The organism is Tessaracoccus zhenghani (assembly GCF_054552775.1).
On record NZ_CM137275.1, the window covers coordinates 2,192,732 to 2,207,719 of the forward strand.

The 14,988-nt window shown below is 66.2% G+C and carries 18 protein-coding genes and 1 pseudogene; 9 read left to right on the forward strand and 10 right to left on the reverse strand.

Going from position 1 to position 14,988, the window contains the following annotated elements; genetic code table 11:
* Positions 1–154 precede the first annotated feature (154 nt).
* The 6 genes from trxB (at position 155) to ACX1DX_RS10435 (ending at position 5,022) form a co-directional block, all read left to right on the forward strand.
* On the forward strand, positions 155–1,099 hold the full coding sequence (gene trxB, locus ACX1DX_RS10410; RefSeq protein ID WP_076061670.1) for a thioredoxin-disulfide reductase: 945 nt from the start codon (positions 155–157) through the stop codon (positions 1,097–1,099).
* A 90-nt stretch (positions 1,100–1,189) separates the two neighbouring features.
* Complete coding sequence (trxA, locus tag ACX1DX_RS10415) at positions 1,190–1,507, forward strand: thioredoxin (protein ID WP_459396553.1); 318 nt, start codon at positions 1,190–1,192, stop codon at positions 1,505–1,507.
* 80 nt (positions 1,508–1,587) lie between these two features.
* Entirely contained in the window at positions 1,588–2,094 is a 507-nt protein-coding gene (locus ACX1DX_RS10420; RefSeq protein ID WP_076061666.1) for a hypothetical protein, read from the forward strand.
* Positions 2,091–3,395, forward strand: coding sequence for an aminotransferase-like domain-containing protein (locus ACX1DX_RS10425; RefSeq protein ID WP_459396554.1), 1,305 nt, complete (start codon positions 2,091–2,093; stop codon positions 3,393–3,395). Before ACX1DX_RS10420 ends, ACX1DX_RS10425 begins: the two co-directional genes overlap by 4 nt.
* A gap of 14 nt (positions 3,396–3,409) precedes the next feature.
* Positions 3,410–4,342: a D-alanine--D-alanine ligase family protein gene (locus ACX1DX_RS10430; protein ID WP_459396555.1), complete on the forward strand. Its 933-nt coding sequence runs from the start codon at positions 3,410–3,412 to the stop codon at positions 4,340–4,342.
* Complete coding sequence (locus tag ACX1DX_RS10435) at positions 4,339–5,022, forward strand: SURF1 family protein (protein WP_459396556.1); 684 nt, start codon at positions 4,339–4,341, stop codon at positions 5,020–5,022. The genes ACX1DX_RS10430 and ACX1DX_RS10435 overlap by 4 nt, the downstream gene beginning before the upstream one ends.
* 19 nt (positions 5,023–5,041) lie before the next feature.
* On the opposite strand, the gene ACX1DX_RS10440 is transcribed toward ACX1DX_RS10435, so the two are convergent.
* From ACX1DX_RS10440 to rpmH, 9 genes and pseudogenes are all read right to left on the reverse strand, one after another.
* Positions 5,042–5,431 (reverse strand): DUF3817 domain-containing protein, encoded by a 390-nt coding sequence (locus ACX1DX_RS10440; RefSeq protein ID WP_459396557.1) that lies wholly within the window; start codon positions 5,429–5,431, stop codon positions 5,042–5,044.
* Positions 5,432–5,485: 54 nt separating this feature from the next.
* A complete protein-coding gene (locus ACX1DX_RS10445) occupies positions 5,486–6,373 on the reverse strand; it encodes a ParB/RepB/Spo0J family partition protein (RefSeq protein ID WP_459396558.1) in 888 nt (295 codons plus the stop codon).
* Positions 6,373–7,356: a ParA family protein gene (locus ACX1DX_RS10450; RefSeq protein ID WP_459396559.1), complete on the reverse strand. Its 984-nt coding sequence runs from the start codon at positions 7,354–7,356 to the stop codon at positions 6,373–6,375. Before ACX1DX_RS10450 ends, ACX1DX_RS10445 begins: the two co-directional genes overlap by 1 nt.
* A 155-nt stretch (positions 7,357–7,511) precedes the next feature.
* Positions 7,512–8,156 carry a 16S rRNA (guanine(527)-N(7))-methyltransferase RsmG gene (gene rsmG / locus ACX1DX_RS10455; RefSeq protein WP_459398208.1) on the reverse strand — a complete coding sequence of 215 codons (645 nt, stop codon included), beginning with the start codon at positions 8,154–8,156 and terminating at the stop codon, positions 7,512–7,514.
* 92 nt (positions 8,157–8,248) lie between these two features.
* Positions 8,249–8,722 carry a Jag family protein gene (locus tag ACX1DX_RS10460; RefSeq protein ID WP_182763099.1) on the reverse strand — a complete coding sequence of 158 codons (474 nt, stop codon included), beginning with the start codon at positions 8,720–8,722 and terminating at the stop codon, positions 8,249–8,251.
* Positions 8,723–8,795: 73 nt separating this feature from the next.
* On the reverse strand, positions 8,796–9,905 hold the full coding sequence (gene yidC / locus ACX1DX_RS10465) for a membrane protein insertase YidC (protein WP_459396560.1): 1,110 nt from the start codon (positions 9,903–9,905) through the stop codon (positions 8,796–8,798).
* A gap of 56 nt (positions 9,906–9,961) precedes the next feature.
* Positions 9,962–10,189, reverse strand: a pseudogene (yidD, locus tag ACX1DX_RS10470) (membrane protein insertion efficiency factor YidD); the annotation flags it as partial.
* A 5-nt stretch (positions 10,190–10,194) separates the two neighbouring features.
* Positions 10,195–10,542: a ribonuclease P protein component gene (gene rnpA, locus ACX1DX_RS10475; protein WP_459396561.1), complete on the reverse strand. Its 348-nt coding sequence runs from the start codon at positions 10,540–10,542 to the stop codon at positions 10,195–10,197.
* 4 nt (positions 10,543–10,546) lie between these two features.
* Positions 10,547–10,684 carry a 50S ribosomal protein L34 gene (gene rpmH, locus ACX1DX_RS10480; RefSeq protein WP_076061646.1) on the reverse strand — a complete coding sequence of 46 codons (138 nt, stop codon included), beginning with the start codon at positions 10,682–10,684 and terminating at the stop codon, positions 10,547–10,549.
* A gap of 355 nt (positions 10,685–11,039) precedes the next feature.
* Here rpmH and dnaA point away from each other — a divergent pair, with 355 nt between their 5' ends.
* Both dnaA and ACX1DX_RS10490 read left to right on the forward strand, forming a co-directional pair.
* The gene (dnaA, locus tag ACX1DX_RS10485) at positions 11,040–12,395 is read left to right on the forward strand and encodes a chromosomal replication initiator protein DnaA (RefSeq protein WP_370585835.1); all 1,356 of its coding nucleotides are present in this window, start codon (positions 11,040–11,042) and stop codon (positions 12,393–12,395) included.
* Between the two features lie 38 nt (positions 12,396–12,433).
* Positions 12,434–12,709 (forward strand): metal-sensitive transcriptional regulator, encoded by a 276-nt coding sequence (locus ACX1DX_RS10490; protein ID WP_459396562.1) that lies wholly within the window; start codon positions 12,434–12,436, stop codon positions 12,707–12,709.
* A 66-nt stretch (positions 12,710–12,775) separates the two neighbouring features.
* Here ACX1DX_RS10490 and ACX1DX_RS10495 read toward each other — a convergent pair whose 3' ends face one another.
* Entirely contained in the window at positions 12,776–14,377 is a 1,602-nt protein-coding gene (locus tag ACX1DX_RS10495; protein ID WP_459398209.1) for an FAD-dependent oxidoreductase, read from the reverse strand.
* A gap of 127 nt (positions 14,378–14,504) precedes the next feature.
* Here ACX1DX_RS10495 and ACX1DX_RS10500 point away from each other — a divergent pair, with 127 nt between their 5' ends.
* Positions 14,505–14,669, forward strand: a complete 165-nt coding sequence (locus tag ACX1DX_RS10500) for a DUF8730 family Cys-rich protein (protein WP_459396563.1) — start codon at positions 14,505–14,507, stop codon at positions 14,667–14,669.
* The last annotated feature ends 319 nt before the right edge of the window (positions 14,670–14,988 follow it).

A 14,988-nucleotide genomic window follows, 5' to 3' on the forward strand; every position in this document is an offset into this window, starting at 1 on the left:
TCCGACCCTAGTCCTGCGGCGACCGGCTGGGTATAGGGCGCAACCCTTACCGCGCCCTTGTCCCCGGGGGTATCGCAACGCCCCTGAACGGAAGCGGCGATCTTGGCGGCAGCGCCTAGGATGGGGCCGATCCCTCCACCTCCAGGAAGTGTGCATGTCCGAGATCCACGACGTCATCATCATCGGTTCCGGCCCCGCTGGTTACACCGCCGCCATCTACGCGGCCCGCGCCAACCTCAAGCCGGTCATCTTCGAAGGCGCGCTGGATTCCGGCGGCGCACTGATGAACACCACCGAGGTGGAGAACTACCCGGGATTCGCGGAGGGCATCGACGGCCCGGACCTGATGATCGAGATGAGGAAGCAGGCCGAGCGCTTCGGCGCCCAGCTGATCACCGACGACGTGACCGCCGTCGACCTGACCGGTGAGATCAAGATCGTCAAGGACTCCGACGACACCGAGTACCGGGCCAAGACCGTGATCCTGGCCATGGGGTCGGGCTACCGTCGTCTCGGGCTGCCGGACGAGGACCGCCTCTCCGGCCGGGGCGTGTCCTGGTGCGCCACCTGCGACGGCGCCTTCTTCCGCGACAAGCCCATCGCCGTCATCGGCGGCGGCGACTCCGCCATGGAGGAGGCCACCTTCCTGTCGCGCTTCGGCTCCAGCGTCGTCGTCGTCCACCGCCGCGACGAGCTGCGCGCCTCGAAGATCATGGCCGAACGCGCCATGCGCGACCCGAAGATCTCCTTCGCGTGGAACAGCCACATCAAGTCCATCAACGGCGACACCTCCGTGCAGTCGATCACCCTCACGGACAAGAACACCGGCGTGGACCGCGACCTCCAGGTCAACGGCGTCTTCATCGCCATCGGCCACGACCCGCGCTCCCAGCTGGTCAACGGCCAGGTGCACCTCGACGCCGAGGGCTACGTCCTCGTCGAGGGTCGCGGCACGGCCACCAACCTGCCCGGCGTCTTCGCGTGCGGAGACCTGGTGGACCACACGTACCGTCAGGCGATCACCGCCGCCGGCTCCGGATGCGCCGCCGCCCTCGACGCGGAGCGCTACCTCCAGGAACTCGCAGACGCTCAGGCGTAAGCTGCACTGCAGCCTGCTCTGTAGAATGACGGGGTTTTCGACTCCGCCGGCAGAGCAGGCGGCGCTCAACCAACGTGCAAGGAGAATTCCGTGGCAGTGACCGACGTGACGGAGAATACGTTCGCCGACGAGGTGCTGATGGCTGACAGCCTGGTGATCGTCGACTACTGGGCCGACTGGTGTGCGCCCTGCAAGCAGATGTCGCCCATCCTCGACGAGCTGGCCGCGCAGTACACCGAAGTGAAGTTCGTGAAGGTCGACACCAACACGAACCCCAACCTCGCCGCGCAGCAGGGCGTGCTGTCCCTGCCCACGCTGCAGTTCTTCCAGAAGGGCCGCGTCGTCAACTCGCTCTCGGGCGCCAAGACGAAGAAGGCACTCACGAAGGCCATCGACGAGCTGCTCTGATGAGCTCCGGCGGTCACCCTGGACCCACCGAAAGCTGGACGGCGGTATCGCCTGAGCCTCCGGTGGGTTCGAGGCCGCCCATGCCCGCCTGGGTCAAGCCGGCGCTCGCCGGCGGGGTGGGTGTGCTTCTGCTCGCCGGTGGGTTGATCGGCGGCAGTCTCGCGGATCGCCCCGGGCAGACACCTTCCCCCTCAGCGAGCCCCTCGCCCGCGTTCCCCCTGGACACCCCACTGATGGTGGATGATCTGGTGCGCGGCGAGTCGAGCGAAAGCACCGGTCCCGGACCGGCCAACCAGCGCATCGTGCAGGCCGACTACACCGACGGTGAGAACACCGTCGTGTTCATCCTGTCGTGGCCGGAGCCGGATGTTGCGGAGTTCGTGGCCAACGCGGGCATCGAGATCGATGCTCAGACCCCATCCCCCACCGGAGGCTCTCGATACTGTGGGGTCTCCGAGGACACCGGCGAATCGGCGTGCGGTGAGGTGATCGACGAAGTGGGCGTGCTGCTCGTGTCAGTCACCGAACAGAGCGAAACCGCGGTCGCCGAAACCCTGGACCGCTTCAAGGAGGCGATCGGCCAGTGACCGAGAACACCCGTCACGACACCCGGCTGGACCGGTTTGTCGACAACTACGCAGAGCGCACCAACGGCATGCGCGTCTCAGCCGTGCGCGCGCTGTTCGCCGTCGCCAACCGGCCGGAAATCGTCTCGCTCGCCGGTGGCATGCCCAACATCGCCGACCTCCCGCTGCTCGACATCGCGGATTCGATGGCGGAGATGGTGCGCACCCGCGGCATGCAGATCATGCAGTACGGCTCCGGCCAGGGTGAGCCGGAGTTCCGCGAGCAGATCCTGGACGTCATGGCACTCGAGGGCATCACGGCCCATCCGGACGACATCGCCATCACCGCGGGTTCGCAGCAGGGCCTTGACCTGGTCACGCGCATCTTCTGCAACCCCGGCGACGTTGTGCTGGCGGAGTCGCCGTCGTACGTGGGTGCCCTGGGTACCTTCCTCAGCTACCAGGCCGAGGTGGTGCACGTCCCGTGTGACGACGAGGGGCTCAACCCGACGGCGCTGCGGGAGACCATCGCGCGCCTCACCGCCGAGGGCAAGCGCATCAAGTTCCTCTACACCATCCCCAACTTCAACAACCCCTCCGGCGTGACGCAGCCGCTGGCCCGCCGTCGCGAGATCCTCGAAGTCTGCCGCTCGGGTGGGGTGCTGGTGGTCGAGGACAACCCCTACGGGCTGCTGTCGCTGGACGCTGATCCCATCCCGGCCATGCGCTCCATCGACGAGGACGTCATCTACCTGGGTTCCTTCTCCAAGACCTTCGCCCCCGGTTTCCGGGTGGGGTGGGTGCTGGCCCCGCACGCGGTGCGGGAGAAGTTGGTGCTGGCCCAGGAGTCGGCGACGCTGTGCCCGCCCGTGTTCAGCCAGTTCGCCATCGGCAACTACTTGAAGAACCACGACTGGAAGCGTCAGGTGGTGGTGTTCCGCGACATGTACCGCGACCGTCGCGACGCCATGCTCAGCACGCTCCACGAGACGATGCCCACAGGCACCTCCTGGACCCAGCCCGCCGGTGGCTTCTTCGTGTGGGTGACCCTGCCCGAGGGTCTTGACTCGCAGGCCATGCTGCCCCGCGGTGTGAACGCACGGGTGGCGTTCGTCCCTGGCTCCGCCTTCTACGCCGACGGTCAGGGCGCGCGCAACGCCCGCCTCTCCTTCTGCTTCCCGCCGGCCGAGCGCATCCAGCTGGGCGTCAAGCGATTCGCCGACGTCGTGCGGCGCGAACTCGAGGTGATGGCCACGTTCGGCGTGCACACCTCCCCCGTCGAACGACGCATGCCCGCCGGGCCGGCGCCAGACCTGAGCTGACAAGGAGTGATGTTGTGACCGTCATCGTGATTGCAGGGGGCCTCAGCCATGAGCGGGACGTGTCGCTGCGGTCCGGCCGACGCGTGGCGCAGGCTTTGCGCGACGCAGGCCGGGTCGTCGTGGAGACCGACGTCAACGCCGATCTGGTGGAACTCATGCGCCGCAACGAGGACGCCGTCGTGGTGCCCATGCTGCACGGCGGCTTGGGCGAGGACGGCGCGCTGCGCGAGGTGCTGGAGGTGCTGGGCGTACCGTTCGTCGGCCCCACTGGCGCCGCTTCCCGGCTGACCTTCGACAAGTCTGTGGCCACCTCCGTCGTGAGGGCGGCCGGGCTCGCTGCCCCGCGCCAGATTGCGCTGCCCCACGACATCTTCCGCGAACTAGGCGCCCCGGTCCTCATGGCGGCCATCGGGCAGCAGCTCGGCTACCCGCTCATGGTCAAGCCCGCGCGGTCGGGCTCTGCGCTGGGAGTGACGAAGGTCGACGACGCGGCTGCGCTGCCGTCGGCTCTGGTGGCTGCCTACGCCTACGGGGCCGTTGCGGTCATCGAGCAGTACCTCAGCGGGACCGAGGTCGCCGTGACCGTCCTCGACGAGGGCAACGGCCCCGTCGCCCTCCCGCCGGTGGAGATCCGGCCAGAGTCCGGCGTCTATGACTACGAGTCCCGCTACACCGCCGGTGCCACCCGCTTCGTGACACCGGCCCAGCTCGACGACGACGTGCTCACCGCTGCGCAGGAGCTGGCGGTCGCCGTCCACCGGGCGCTCGGGCTGCGTCACCTGTCGCGCGTCGACATGATGGTCACCGCTGAGGGGCCCGTGTTCTTCGAGGGCAACGTGGCACCCGGTATGACGGAGACGTCGCTGGCGCCGCTGGCGTTCGAGGCAGCAGGCCGTGAACTGGGAGAAGTCTTCGCCTCGCTGGTGGACCAGGCGACGCTGCGGTGAGCACCCGCCTGAAGCAGGCCCTCGCCATCGTGGCAGGCATCGTCGTGGCGCTCGTCATGATGTGGCTGGGGGTCTGGCAGATGGCGTCCTACCAGGAGTCCACCCGCGACGTCTCGGCCGAGCGAGCCGCGGAGCCCCCCACACCGTTGTCCGAGGCGGTTGCCCCCGACGGTGAGGTGCAGGACATCTACGGCAAGCGGGTCACGTTCATGGGGGTCTACCTGCCGGAGTACGAGGCGACCGTCGGCACCGGGTCGCCTTGGCGGGTCCTTACGCTCATGGAGACGGCCGACAGCAGGTACATCGCCGTCGTTCGGGGCTCGGTGGACGCCGCGGACGCCAGCGAGGGTATTCCGGCACCTCCTGAGGGCACGCAGAGCGTCGAGGGCATCTTCCTCGCTCCGGATCTTCCCGAGGCCAGCGGTAGCGCACAGGCGGACTATCCTTCGGTCCGCATCCAGGAGCTCGCCCAGAAGTGGCCGTCCCCGTTGATCGCCGGCTACGTCACCCTGCCCGAGGCCGAGTCCGAGGCCCAGGGCCTCGAGGAGGCCCGTTTGGTGCTCCCCACGGCCGACGGCTCCCCCACGCACCGCGGCTACGCGTTGCAGTGGTGGGTGTTCGCCGCGGGGGCCATCGTCTTCGGGCTCTACTCGGCCCGCCAGCTCGGCAAAGCCAGCTGAACCCAGGCGGCCCGAGCTATCAGGGCCGCTCAGAGGCGCGCAGGGTCGCCCTCACGTTCTTCGTGGCGAAGTGCTCCGCCACGAAGCTCAGGAAGGGCACGGTGCCCGCCGCCATGATGGCGAGGAACCACTTGATCGACCACTTCACCCTGCGCCCCAGGTCGTACGCGGTGATGAGGAGCACGGCGTACAGCCAGCCGTGCGGGATGCCCGTCAAGCGGACCACCCTGTCGTCGTCCCAGATGTACTTCAGCGGCATCCCCACGCACACCAGGACGACGAGCAGGATTCCCACCACCCAGGCCATGACCCTGTAGCGGGTCAGCGCGCTCTTCACTCCCTGCACGTCTTCTGCGTCGAGGACGAACTCCCGGGAGTTGTTGGACGCGCTCTCCTCATTGACCGTCATACGGGTTTCCATCCTTATCGTTTTGTCGATATACCGCTATAACGCTTGCGCGCTTTATATTTTGCGTCCGTCCATGATCGCCATGATTCGGTCGAGATCCTCCCCCGAGGCGAACTCGATGGTGATGCGGCCCTTGTTCCGCCCGATGTTGACCTTCACCCGCGTGTCGAAGTGGTCGCTGAGATGGCCCGAGATCTCGCGCTCGCGTTCGCTCGGCAGTTGCGGCCCGCGAGGGGTCGACTGCCGCGGGGTGGCCTTGTTGCGCCCTAGTGCCACGATCTCCTCTGTGGACCGTACTGACAACCCCTCGGCGATGATCCGATCCGCGAGGCGCTCCTGCGCCTCCGCGTCAACCAGGCCGAGCAGCGCCCGAGCGTGGCCTGCGGAGATGGTCCCCGCCGCCACCTTCAGCTGCACTCGTTCCGGCAGGCCCAGCAGGCGAAGCGTGTTGGAGATCTGCGGCCGGCTACGGTGGATGCGCTGCGAAAGCTCTTCCTGGGTGCAGTCGAAGTCGTCGAGGAGCTGCCCGTAGGCGCGCGCCTCCTCGATCGGATTCAGATTGGCGCGGTGGAGGTTCTCCAGCAGCGCGTCTCGCAGGAGCGCCTGGTCGTCAGTGCCGCGGATGATGGCTGGGATGGTCTTGCGCTTGGCCAGCTTGCTCGCGCGGAGGCGCCGCTCCCCCATGATCAACTCGAAGCCGTCTCCGACGCGACGCACGACGACGGGCTGAAGGACACCGAACTCGCGGATGGATGCAGCCAGTTCCGCCAGGTCGTCCTCGTCGAACACCGTGCGGGGCTGCTGGGGGTTCGGCCCGATCTTCTGAAGCGGGATCTCCTCGTAGACGGAACCGTCCTTGAGTTGCTCCGGTGCAGATTCACCATCCGTGCGGGCGAACAGGTCCCCGAGGCCCCTACCGAGCCCCGTGTTCTTAACTGCCATCAGGCGTCAGCCCTTTCTGCGCGGTTGGCGATTTCTTCGGCCGCTTCCTGGTAGGCGAGGGCGCCCACGTTCTTCGGCTGGTACGTCATGACTGTCTGACCGAAACTCGGCGCTTCCGCGATCTTCACCGAACGCGGAATCTCCACCTCGAGCGTCTCGTTGGGGAAGTGGCGCCGCACCTCCTCCGCGACGTCGCGCGAGAGGTTGGTGCGCGGGTCGTACATGGTCAACAGGATGGTGCTGAGCTGCAGGTCGTCGTTCAGGTTTCCCTTGACACGATTGATGGTGTGCATCAGGTGCGAGACGCCCTCGAGCGCGTAGTACTCCGTCTGGATGGGCACCAGGATCTCGGTGGCGGCCACGAGCGCGTTCAACGTGAGGAGGCCCAGCGACGGGGGGCAGTCGAAGAAGATGTAGTCGACCCCGGATTCGTCGATGTAGGTACGGATCGCGTCACGCATCCGCATCTCGCGGCCGCGTTCGTTCACCAGCTCCAGCTCGGCCATGGCCAGATCGATGGCGGCCGGCAGAACGTGCAGGTTGGGGGAGTGCGGGGACGGCTGAGCGTGCTCGATGATGCCGATCTGTTCGGTCAACACCTCGTAGGTGCCCTTCGTGCCGGACTTGTGATCCACGCCCAGCGCGGTTGACGCGTTGCCCTGGGGGTCGATGTCGATGACCAGGACGTTGAGGCCGCCGAGGGCGAGCGCCATTGCGACGTTGACCGTCGTGGTGGTCTTGCCCACCCCGCCCTTCTGGTTCGCCACGACGAACACGCGGGGCTCAGCGGGGCGGGGGAGTGTGGGCGTCGGCGCCGCATACTCGACCATTTCATCCCCGTACTCTTCCTCCAGGGTGGCCGTCGCGGCGTTGCTCAGCGCTCGGCGGGGTTGTGGGGGTGTTTCACGTGAAACATTGCTGTGGTCCTTCCACAACTCGTTCTCGTCCGTCACCTGCTTGCGCTTGCGGAAGAACAACGCCATTGAGTGGCCTCCTTGGGGATTCGTGAGAACTCTACCCAAGCGGCTGGTCGAACACGATTCGGCGAGGCCGTTTCACGTGAAACATTCAGTTTCGATGCCTGCATCCCTCCGTGAGCTGGCTCCCGCCGGCGGGAGTGGGCGAGAGGGCCCAGGCATCAGGCGCCTGCGCGCGTCACGCGGATGGCGCGCGTCCCCTCCACACCTGGAGCCGCCTGCAACTCCAGAACGTCCGCCCTCAGCCGGTTGTTCTTCAGCAGGTTCGCGGCAGTGCGGATCTCCTCTTCAGCCGAGGCGCCCTTGAGCGCCAGCAACATGCCGTCAGGCGAGAACAGGGGTGTGGTCCAGCGCAGGAGCTTTTCCAAGGGAGCGACGGCCCGACACGTGACCACGTCGAAGCGCTCCTTGACCTCCTCAGCTCGGCCGCGACGCACCTCCACCCGATCACCGAGCCCCAGCTCTTGGACCGCGAGCTCCAGGAATTCACACCGCCGCAGGAGTGACTCGATCAGCGTGATGCGGAGGTCCGGACGGACGATGGCGAGCGGAATCCCAGGCAGCCCGGCTCCGCTCCCGATATCGGCGACATCCAGCCCGTGCGGGATGGCGTCCACGATCGCGAGCGAGTTGGCGACGTGTCGCTGCCATAGTTTGTCGCCCTCGCGGGGGCCCATGAGACCCCACTCCATGCCGCGCGACGCCAATATATCGACATATTGCCTTAGCTGTTTCTCGCTTTGCGGGTACGTACTGGACAAGCGCACAGCGATCGTCTGCTCGAGTTCCGAGGGGTCGTGTTCCATGGGCTCCATATGCCTAACAATGCCAAAAACGAATCGACGGCGGACCCGGCACTCAGCCGAGCCCGCCGTCGAACCAGGACGGGAAGGTCTGGTCAGGCCTTCTGGACCACGACGCGACGGTTGGGGGCTTCGCCCTCAGACTCGCTCACGAGGCCGGCGGCTGCCACCTCGTCGTGGACGATCTTGCGCTCGTACGCGTTCATGGGCGCGAGGCGCGCAGGCTCTCCGGTCTCCTGCACCGCGGCGATCGCGTCCTTTGCCAGCACGATGAGTTCCGCGCGGCGGCGGTCGCGGAACCCGGCCACATCGACCATCAGGCGGGACCGGTTCCCGGTTTCGGTCATGACCACCAGGCGCGCCAACTCCTGGAGGGCTTCGAGGACCTCGCCGTCCTTGCCCACGAGCTGCTCGGAATCGGTGTCGATGGCCACGTAGGCGCGGCCCTCCTGCACCGAGTTCTCGATGTCGCCATCCAGGTCTGCGATGTCGAGGAGCTCTTCGAGGTAATCGGCGACCAGGTCGCCCTCGGCCATCAGATCGGTGTCTTTGTCGGACATTGCGTCCATCCTTATCTCTCAGGTCGGAGGCCCCGCGCCGGCCGTGGCGTACACAGCCGCGGCCGACGGGGGTCCGGAGGGTCTACTTCTTCTTGCGGTTGGAGCGGGCCTGCTGCCGCGGCTGCTGCCGCTGCACGACCCGACGTCCGTCTTCGGAGGTCCGCACCGTCTGACGCGTGACCTGCTGGCGCGACACCTTCGGCGCGTCCTCGGCCACCTGGTCGTCCGTCGCGGCGTCAGCGGTCGCCTTGCCGACGACACGGGAGGTCGCAACGGGCTTGGTCTTGCGGCGCTTGTCCGCTCGCTGACGCACGACCTCGTCCGGATCCAGGCCCTTGGCCTTCATGCGGTCTTCCCAGTCGATGTAGGCGGGGGTATTGGGCGCGGGGTTGTTGTGAATGAGGATGGCCTGCTGCACCATCGTCCAGAGGTTGGACGTCAGCCAGTAGACCAGCACACCGATCGGGATGAACGTTGCCGACATGGCGTACACGACGGGGAAGAAGTACAGCATCATCTTCTGCATCTGCGCGGCCTGGCCGGTCTGCGACTCCGGCGGCATGTTCTTGCGCATCAACTGGAGCTGCGTGACGAAGAAGACCGCCACCATGGCCACCACGAGGAAGATGCCGATGACCTGCGTGGCGCCGAAGTTCTCGATGGGGAAGATGCGCTCGGCCAGACCGGCACCCCAGATGTTCGACTGCTGCAGCGAATCCACCAGATCCGGCCGGCTGGTGAACCAGTAGCCACGCGGGGTGTCGTCGGCCACACCCTGCAGCACGCGGAACAGCGCCAGGAAGATCGGCATCTGCAGTAGGAGCGGGAGGCAGGACGCCATGGGATTGACGCCTTCCTCCTTGTAGAGCTTCATCGTCTCCTGGCCGAGGCGCTCACGATCGTGCCCGAACTTCTTCTGCAGTTCGGCCACCTTGGGCTGCATCAGCTGCATGTTGCGGGCAGAGTTGATCTGCTTGACGAACAGCGGGATGAGAAGCGTGCGGATCAGCACGGTGAGCATCACGATGGCAAGGGTCCACGTTACGCCGGAGTTGGCACCGAACACGGGGCTCAGCACCTGGTGGAAGAACACCACGATGCCGGACACCGCCCAGTACAGCGGCTGCATCATCGCCGAGAGCAGGCCGTAGAAACTGTCCCAGATGTTCAGCGAGACGAACAGATCGAGCATTAAGCCACCTCAGCTATGTGTGACGCCTGGTCAGGCGTCGTGTTACGCGAATTCTCTTGTTCCCAGGCGGCAGCCTGCGGCGTGCCGGGAACGTAGTCGACCCCGCCCTGCGACCACGGGTGGCAGCGGGCGATCCGACCGATGGTCAGCACGGAGCCCTTGAGAGCCCCGTGGTTCTCCAACGCGGTCAGCCCATAGGCCGAACACGTGGGATGGAACTTGCAGACATCTCCGTACATGGGGGAGATGAACCGGCGCCAGCCCTTGACGAACCAGATGAGCGGGTACTTCAGCATGCACCGGCCTTCCGGAACGCGCGCCGCCAGGCGTCGGCGAGATCAGACCCGAGCCGTGCCTCGTCGACGGCGGACCCGGGCAGCGCCCGAACCACGACGTCGGTGGGGAACGGGCTTGTCAGCTCCGTGGCAAGGTGACGGAGGCGACGCTTGACGCGGTTACGGGTCACGGCGTTGCCCACCTTCTTGGAGACAACAAAACCCACCCGGGTGTACTCGGGTGGATTCTGCTGAGGGTGCCTCACGTGCACCACTACTGTCGGCGTTGCCGCTCTCGAGCCGTGCCTGACGGTGATGCCAAAGTCGCCGGGCCTCTTCAGGCGCTGCGATTTCGGCAGCACAGAGTCAGGCCGACAGCTCGATGCGACCCTTACGACGACGGGCGCTCAGGATGGCGCGGCCGGCGCGGGTACGCATGCGGGCGCGGAAACCGTGGTTGCGGCTCCGACGACGGTTGCTCGGCTGGAACGTGCGCTTGGTCATGGGATTACTCCCTCAAGATCGAAGGTTGAACGCTGCCCGTGGCCCGGGCAGGGGGAAGTGGCCGCCGAGATGGCGACTGGTCAACGATACGTGGATAACCCCTCGTTAGCCAAACCGGCGCAGTTCAGCCAGTCAACTAAACAAACTACACGATTGTAGTCCAGCCGACACTCCGGCAACACGCCGATTCTCCTTGCAGGATCGTTCCACGGGGACTAGTTTTGTATGGTCTGTCTCCGGTTATCCACAGGCGAGGCAGCATTGGGCTTAGCTCGGGATCAGTTATACCCTCTTGTGGACAAGTCTGTGGACGAGTGCGATGTGAGGCGGAAGAACCGCCCGGGAAGTGGGTGAGGTGACTCAATCACCGACGCCGGACCTGGCGGTGCTGTGGGAGGACGTGATCACGTCCGCGGATTTCCCTACTCGCGCCTGGCTACGCCGAACCCGGCCCGTGGACATGCACGGCTCGACGCTGATGCTCGCCGTCGGGGATGAACCCACCCGCGAACGCCTGGAGACGAAACTCCGTCCACAGATCGAGGACCGGCTCAGCGAGTTGTTCGGCCAACCCACCCACCTCGCAGTGATGATCAGCCCCGAACTGGTGCCCGACGAGCCCGCCCCGGCCGCGCCGATGCCGGAGGAACTACCTCCGCAGCCCATGCTGCCGCGTTCGAAGCCCCAGGAGGTGCGGCTGAATCCCCGCTACACCTTCGAGTCCTTCGTCGCCGGCTCGTCGAACCGCTTCGCGCACGCCGCAGCCGCCGCCGTCGCGGAGACCCCCGGCAAGTCCTACAACCCGCTGATGATCTACGGGCCCTCCGGCCTGGGCAAGACGCACCTCCTGCACGCCATCGGCCACTACGTCACCAGCTACTATGAGAACCTCCGCGTGAAGTACGTCTCCACGGAGGAGCTCACCAACGACTTCATCAACGCCATCTCCAACAACCGCACCGCGGAGTTCCGCTCGTCGTACCGCGACGTGGACGTGCTGCTGGTCGACGACATCCAGTTCCTGGAGTCGAAGATCCAGACGCAGGAGGAGTTCTTCCACACGTTCAACACTCTGCACAACGCCCAGAAGCAGATCGTGATGACGTCGGACCGGCCGCCGAAGCTGCTGGAGGCGCTGGAACCCCGGCTGCGCTCGCGCTTCGAATGGGGTCTCATGACCGACATCCAGCCGCCGGACCTCGAGACCCGCATCGCCATCCTCCGCAAGAAGGTCGCCCAACAGCGGCTGACCGCGGGCACCCAGGTGCTGGAACTCATCGCCTCGCGCATCCCCACCAACATCCGCGAGCTCGAAGGCGCCCTCACCCGCGTCGCCGCCCTGGCCAGCCTGAACGCGCAGGAGATCACCGAGGACCTCACGCAGCAGGTCCTCAACGACCTCATGCCCGAGGACGCGGCCCCTGTGGACGCGCAGACGATCATGGCGGCCACGGCCGGCTACTACGGCATCAGCCACGATGACCTGACAGGCGCCAGCCGCGTGGCCACCATCGCCGCGGCCCGCCAAGTGGCGATGTACCTCTGTCGTGAGATGACCGAGTTGTCGCTGCCGAAGATCGGCTCGAAGTTCGGGGGCCGGGACCACTCCACGGTGCTGCATGCCGTGCGGAAGATCACAGAGAAGATCGGCGTGGACAGGGACCTCTACAATCAGGTCACCGAGCTCACGAACCAGATCAAGCAGGCGTGATGGCTGGTCCTCTATACCTCTAGGGGTATAGTCTCAGTGTGAACCAGGAGGCCCCCATGCAGTTGAACCCCGGAGAGATGGAATCCGTCGTCCGCAGACTCAAGCGCGCCCAGGGCCAGCTGGGCGGCATCATCAAGATGATCGAGGACGGTCGCGACTGTGACGACATCGTCACGCAACTGGCCGCCGTGTCCAAGGCCGTCGACCGGGCCGGCTTCTCGACGATCGCCGTCGGTCTGAAGCAGTGCCTCGAGCACCCCGACCAGGGGATGGACCAGGCGAAGATGGAGAAGCTCTTCCTTTCGCTGGCCTGACGGCCCAGCTTGTTTCTGAGCGGCCGCCCCTCAAAGGGGGCGGCCGTTCAGCAACCGCTTTCAGACTCAGCCCCCGGTGCCGGCCTTCCACGTCGTGTACCCGCCGTCGAGGTTCAGCACCCGCCGGTTCCCGAGGATGAACACCGCGGCATGGCTGCGGATACCCACCCCGCAGTGCACGATGAGGTCACCGTCGGGGATCTCATCCATCCGGTCCCGCAGTTCGTCCAGGGGCACATTCACCGCGCCGGTGATGGCGCCGCGCTCGAATTCGCCCCGTGTCCGCACGTCGACGACGGTGGCGCCGGCCTCCTGCGCAGCCTCCACCTCGTGCCACTGGATCGAGTTCTCCAGGCCGCTGAGGCGGTTCTCCGCCACGTACCCCAGCATGTTGACCGCATCCTTGGCAGAACCGAACTGCGGCGCATAGGCCAGCTCCAACTCCGCCAGCTCCGGGGCCTTCAGACCGCCGGCCATCGCGGTCGCGATCACATCGATGCGTTTGTCGACGCCGGATTCCCCCACGCCCTGGGCGCCCAGGATCCGTCCGTCGGTGGGATCCACCAGCAGCTTGAGCGCCATCGTCGCCGCGCCGGGGTAGTAAGTGGCGTGCGAAGCGGGGTGCGTGTGGATGACGAGGTGCTCCTTGCCCACGGCCCTGAGCCGCTTCTCGCTCCAGCCGACGGAGGCCACCTGCAGGCCGAGGAGCCCGACGATCGCCGTGCCCATGACGGGCCGGGCGGGAACGCCGCGGCCCGCGATGTCGTCGGCCACGCGCCTGCCCTGGAGGTTGGCGGTGTTCGCCAGCGGCACCAGCACCGCGTCGTCGTTCAGGGCGTCGTCCTTCTGGACAGCGTCACCGACTGCGTAGATCGAGGAATCCGAGGTCAGGTTGCGGGAGTCGACGACGATGCCACCGAGCGAACCGATGTGCAGCCCGGCGGCCCGGGCCAGTTCGACATCGGGGCGCACGCCGATGGCGGCCACCACGATGTCGGCCGGCAGGTTCGAGCCGTCGGCCAGCGTGACGTCGGACTCGCCGATCGCGGTGACCGCGGAGCCGAGCCGCAGGTCCACACCGTGTTCGCGCAACCGGTCGTGCACCGGGGCCACCATCTCAGGGTCGAGCGGGGCCATCACCTGGTCGAGCGCCTCCACCAGCGCAACCTTCATGCCGCGGTGCAACAGGTTCTCCGTGACCTCCAGGCCGATGAAGCCGCCACCGATGACGACGGCGGTCCCGGCACCCTGCACCGCGGCCACCATGGCGTCGGTGTCCTCGACGTTGCGCAGGGTCAGCGCGCGACCGATGCCCGGGATGGGCGGCTGCACGGGGCGGGCGCCGGGGGAGAGCACGAGCTTGTCATAGCCGAGTTCGGACTCCTCTCCGGTGGCCAGGTCGCGCACGACGACCACCTTGCGCGCCCGATCGATCCGCACGGCCTCCGTGCCCACACGCACGTCGATCCGGAACCGCTCCCACAGCGATTCCGGCGTCTGCAACAGCAGGGCCGACCGCTCCTCGATGATGCCGCTCACGTGGTACGGCAGCCCGCAATTCGCAAACGACACATATCCACTCCGCTCGAGGACCACAATCTCCATGTCCTCGTCGAGTCGTCGCAACCTCGTCGCCGCGCTCATTCCGCCGGCGACTCCTCCAACCATCACTGTTCTCACAGGGAAACACTATACCCCCCGGGGTAGATACCCCCAGGGGTATCGTGCTATTGTTCAGGTGTAGCGACCGTCTGCACCTGGCAGGCGCTCAGATTTCGTCGAAAGGACCTCATCCATGTGCCGACCTGTCAACTGCAAAGTTTGCGGCAAGACCACCTGGGCCGGCTGCGGCCAGCACATCTCCGACGTCAAGCGCGGGGTGCCCGCTGCCCAGTGGTGCGACGGGCAGCATCCCGGTGAACAGAAGGTCGGCCTCCTGGGCCGCTTCCTCGGCCGCTGATCCGCACTGTTCCCGGGGTCCGTGCGGCCTGGGGACAACATGTTGACGGCACGCTGTCCCAAGCTGTGGATGGGGGTGTGGATAACTCCACACCCCCCTTTTCATCCCCAAATACTCCACGTGTAGTTTCGATCTACCCACACACCGTCCACAAGCGCCTCACGGGCCTGACAAGCCACGATGCGGGTTATCCCCAGCCTCCACAGGCGCTATGAATACATCTGGAATGTAACTACAGAAAGATCATCAAAGCACCGGGTGTGGACAGAGGCTCAGGCCAGTACGCAGAACACCACAAACAAACAGGCACCCGCAGTTA

What these genes read in the sequence shown, in the direction of transcription:
- trxB (WP_076061670.1), top strand. Translation starts at nt 155, where the DNA reads ATGTCCGAGATCCACGACGTCATCATCATCGGTTCCGGCCCCGCTGGT.
- ACX1DX_RS10420 (WP_076061666.1), top strand. Translation starts at nt 1,588, where the DNA reads ATGCCCGCCTGGGTCAAGCCGGCGCTCGCCGGCGGGGTGGGTGTGCTT.
- ACX1DX_RS10440 (WP_459396557.1), bottom strand. Translation starts at nt 5,431, where the DNA reads ATGACGGTCAATGAGGAGAGCGCGTCCAACAACTCCCGGGAGTTCGTC.
- ACX1DX_RS10445 (WP_459396558.1), bottom strand. Translation starts at nt 6,373, where the DNA reads ATGGCAGTTAAGAACACGGGGCTCGGTAGGGGCCTCGGGGACCTGTTC.
- ACX1DX_RS10450 (WP_459396559.1), bottom strand. Translation starts at nt 7,356, where the DNA reads ATGGCGTTGTTCTTCCGCAAGCGCAAGCAGGTGACGGACGAGAACGAG.
- rsmG (WP_459398208.1), bottom strand. Translation starts at nt 8,156, where the DNA reads ATGGAACACGACCCCTCGGAACTCGAGCAGACGATCGCTGTGCGCTTG.
- ACX1DX_RS10460 (WP_182763099.1), bottom strand. Translation starts at nt 8,722, where the DNA reads ATGGACGCAATGTCCGACAAAGACACCGATCTGATGGCCGAGGGCGAC.
- yidC (WP_459396560.1), bottom strand. Translation starts at nt 9,905, where the DNA reads ATGCTCGATCTGTTCGTCTCGCTGAACATCTGGGACAGTTTCTACGGC.
- rpmH (WP_076061646.1), bottom strand. Translation starts at nt 10,684, where the DNA reads ATGACCAAGCGCACGTTCCAGCCGAGCAACCGTCGTCGGAGCCGCAAC.
- ACX1DX_RS10495 (WP_459398209.1), bottom strand. Translation starts at nt 14,377, where the DNA reads ATGGTTGGAGGAGTCGCCGGCGGAATGAGCGCGGCGACGAGGTTGCGA.
- ACX1DX_RS10500 (WP_459396563.1), top strand. Translation starts at nt 14,505, where the DNA reads ATGTGCCGACCTGTCAACTGCAAAGTTTGCGGCAAGACCACCTGGGCC.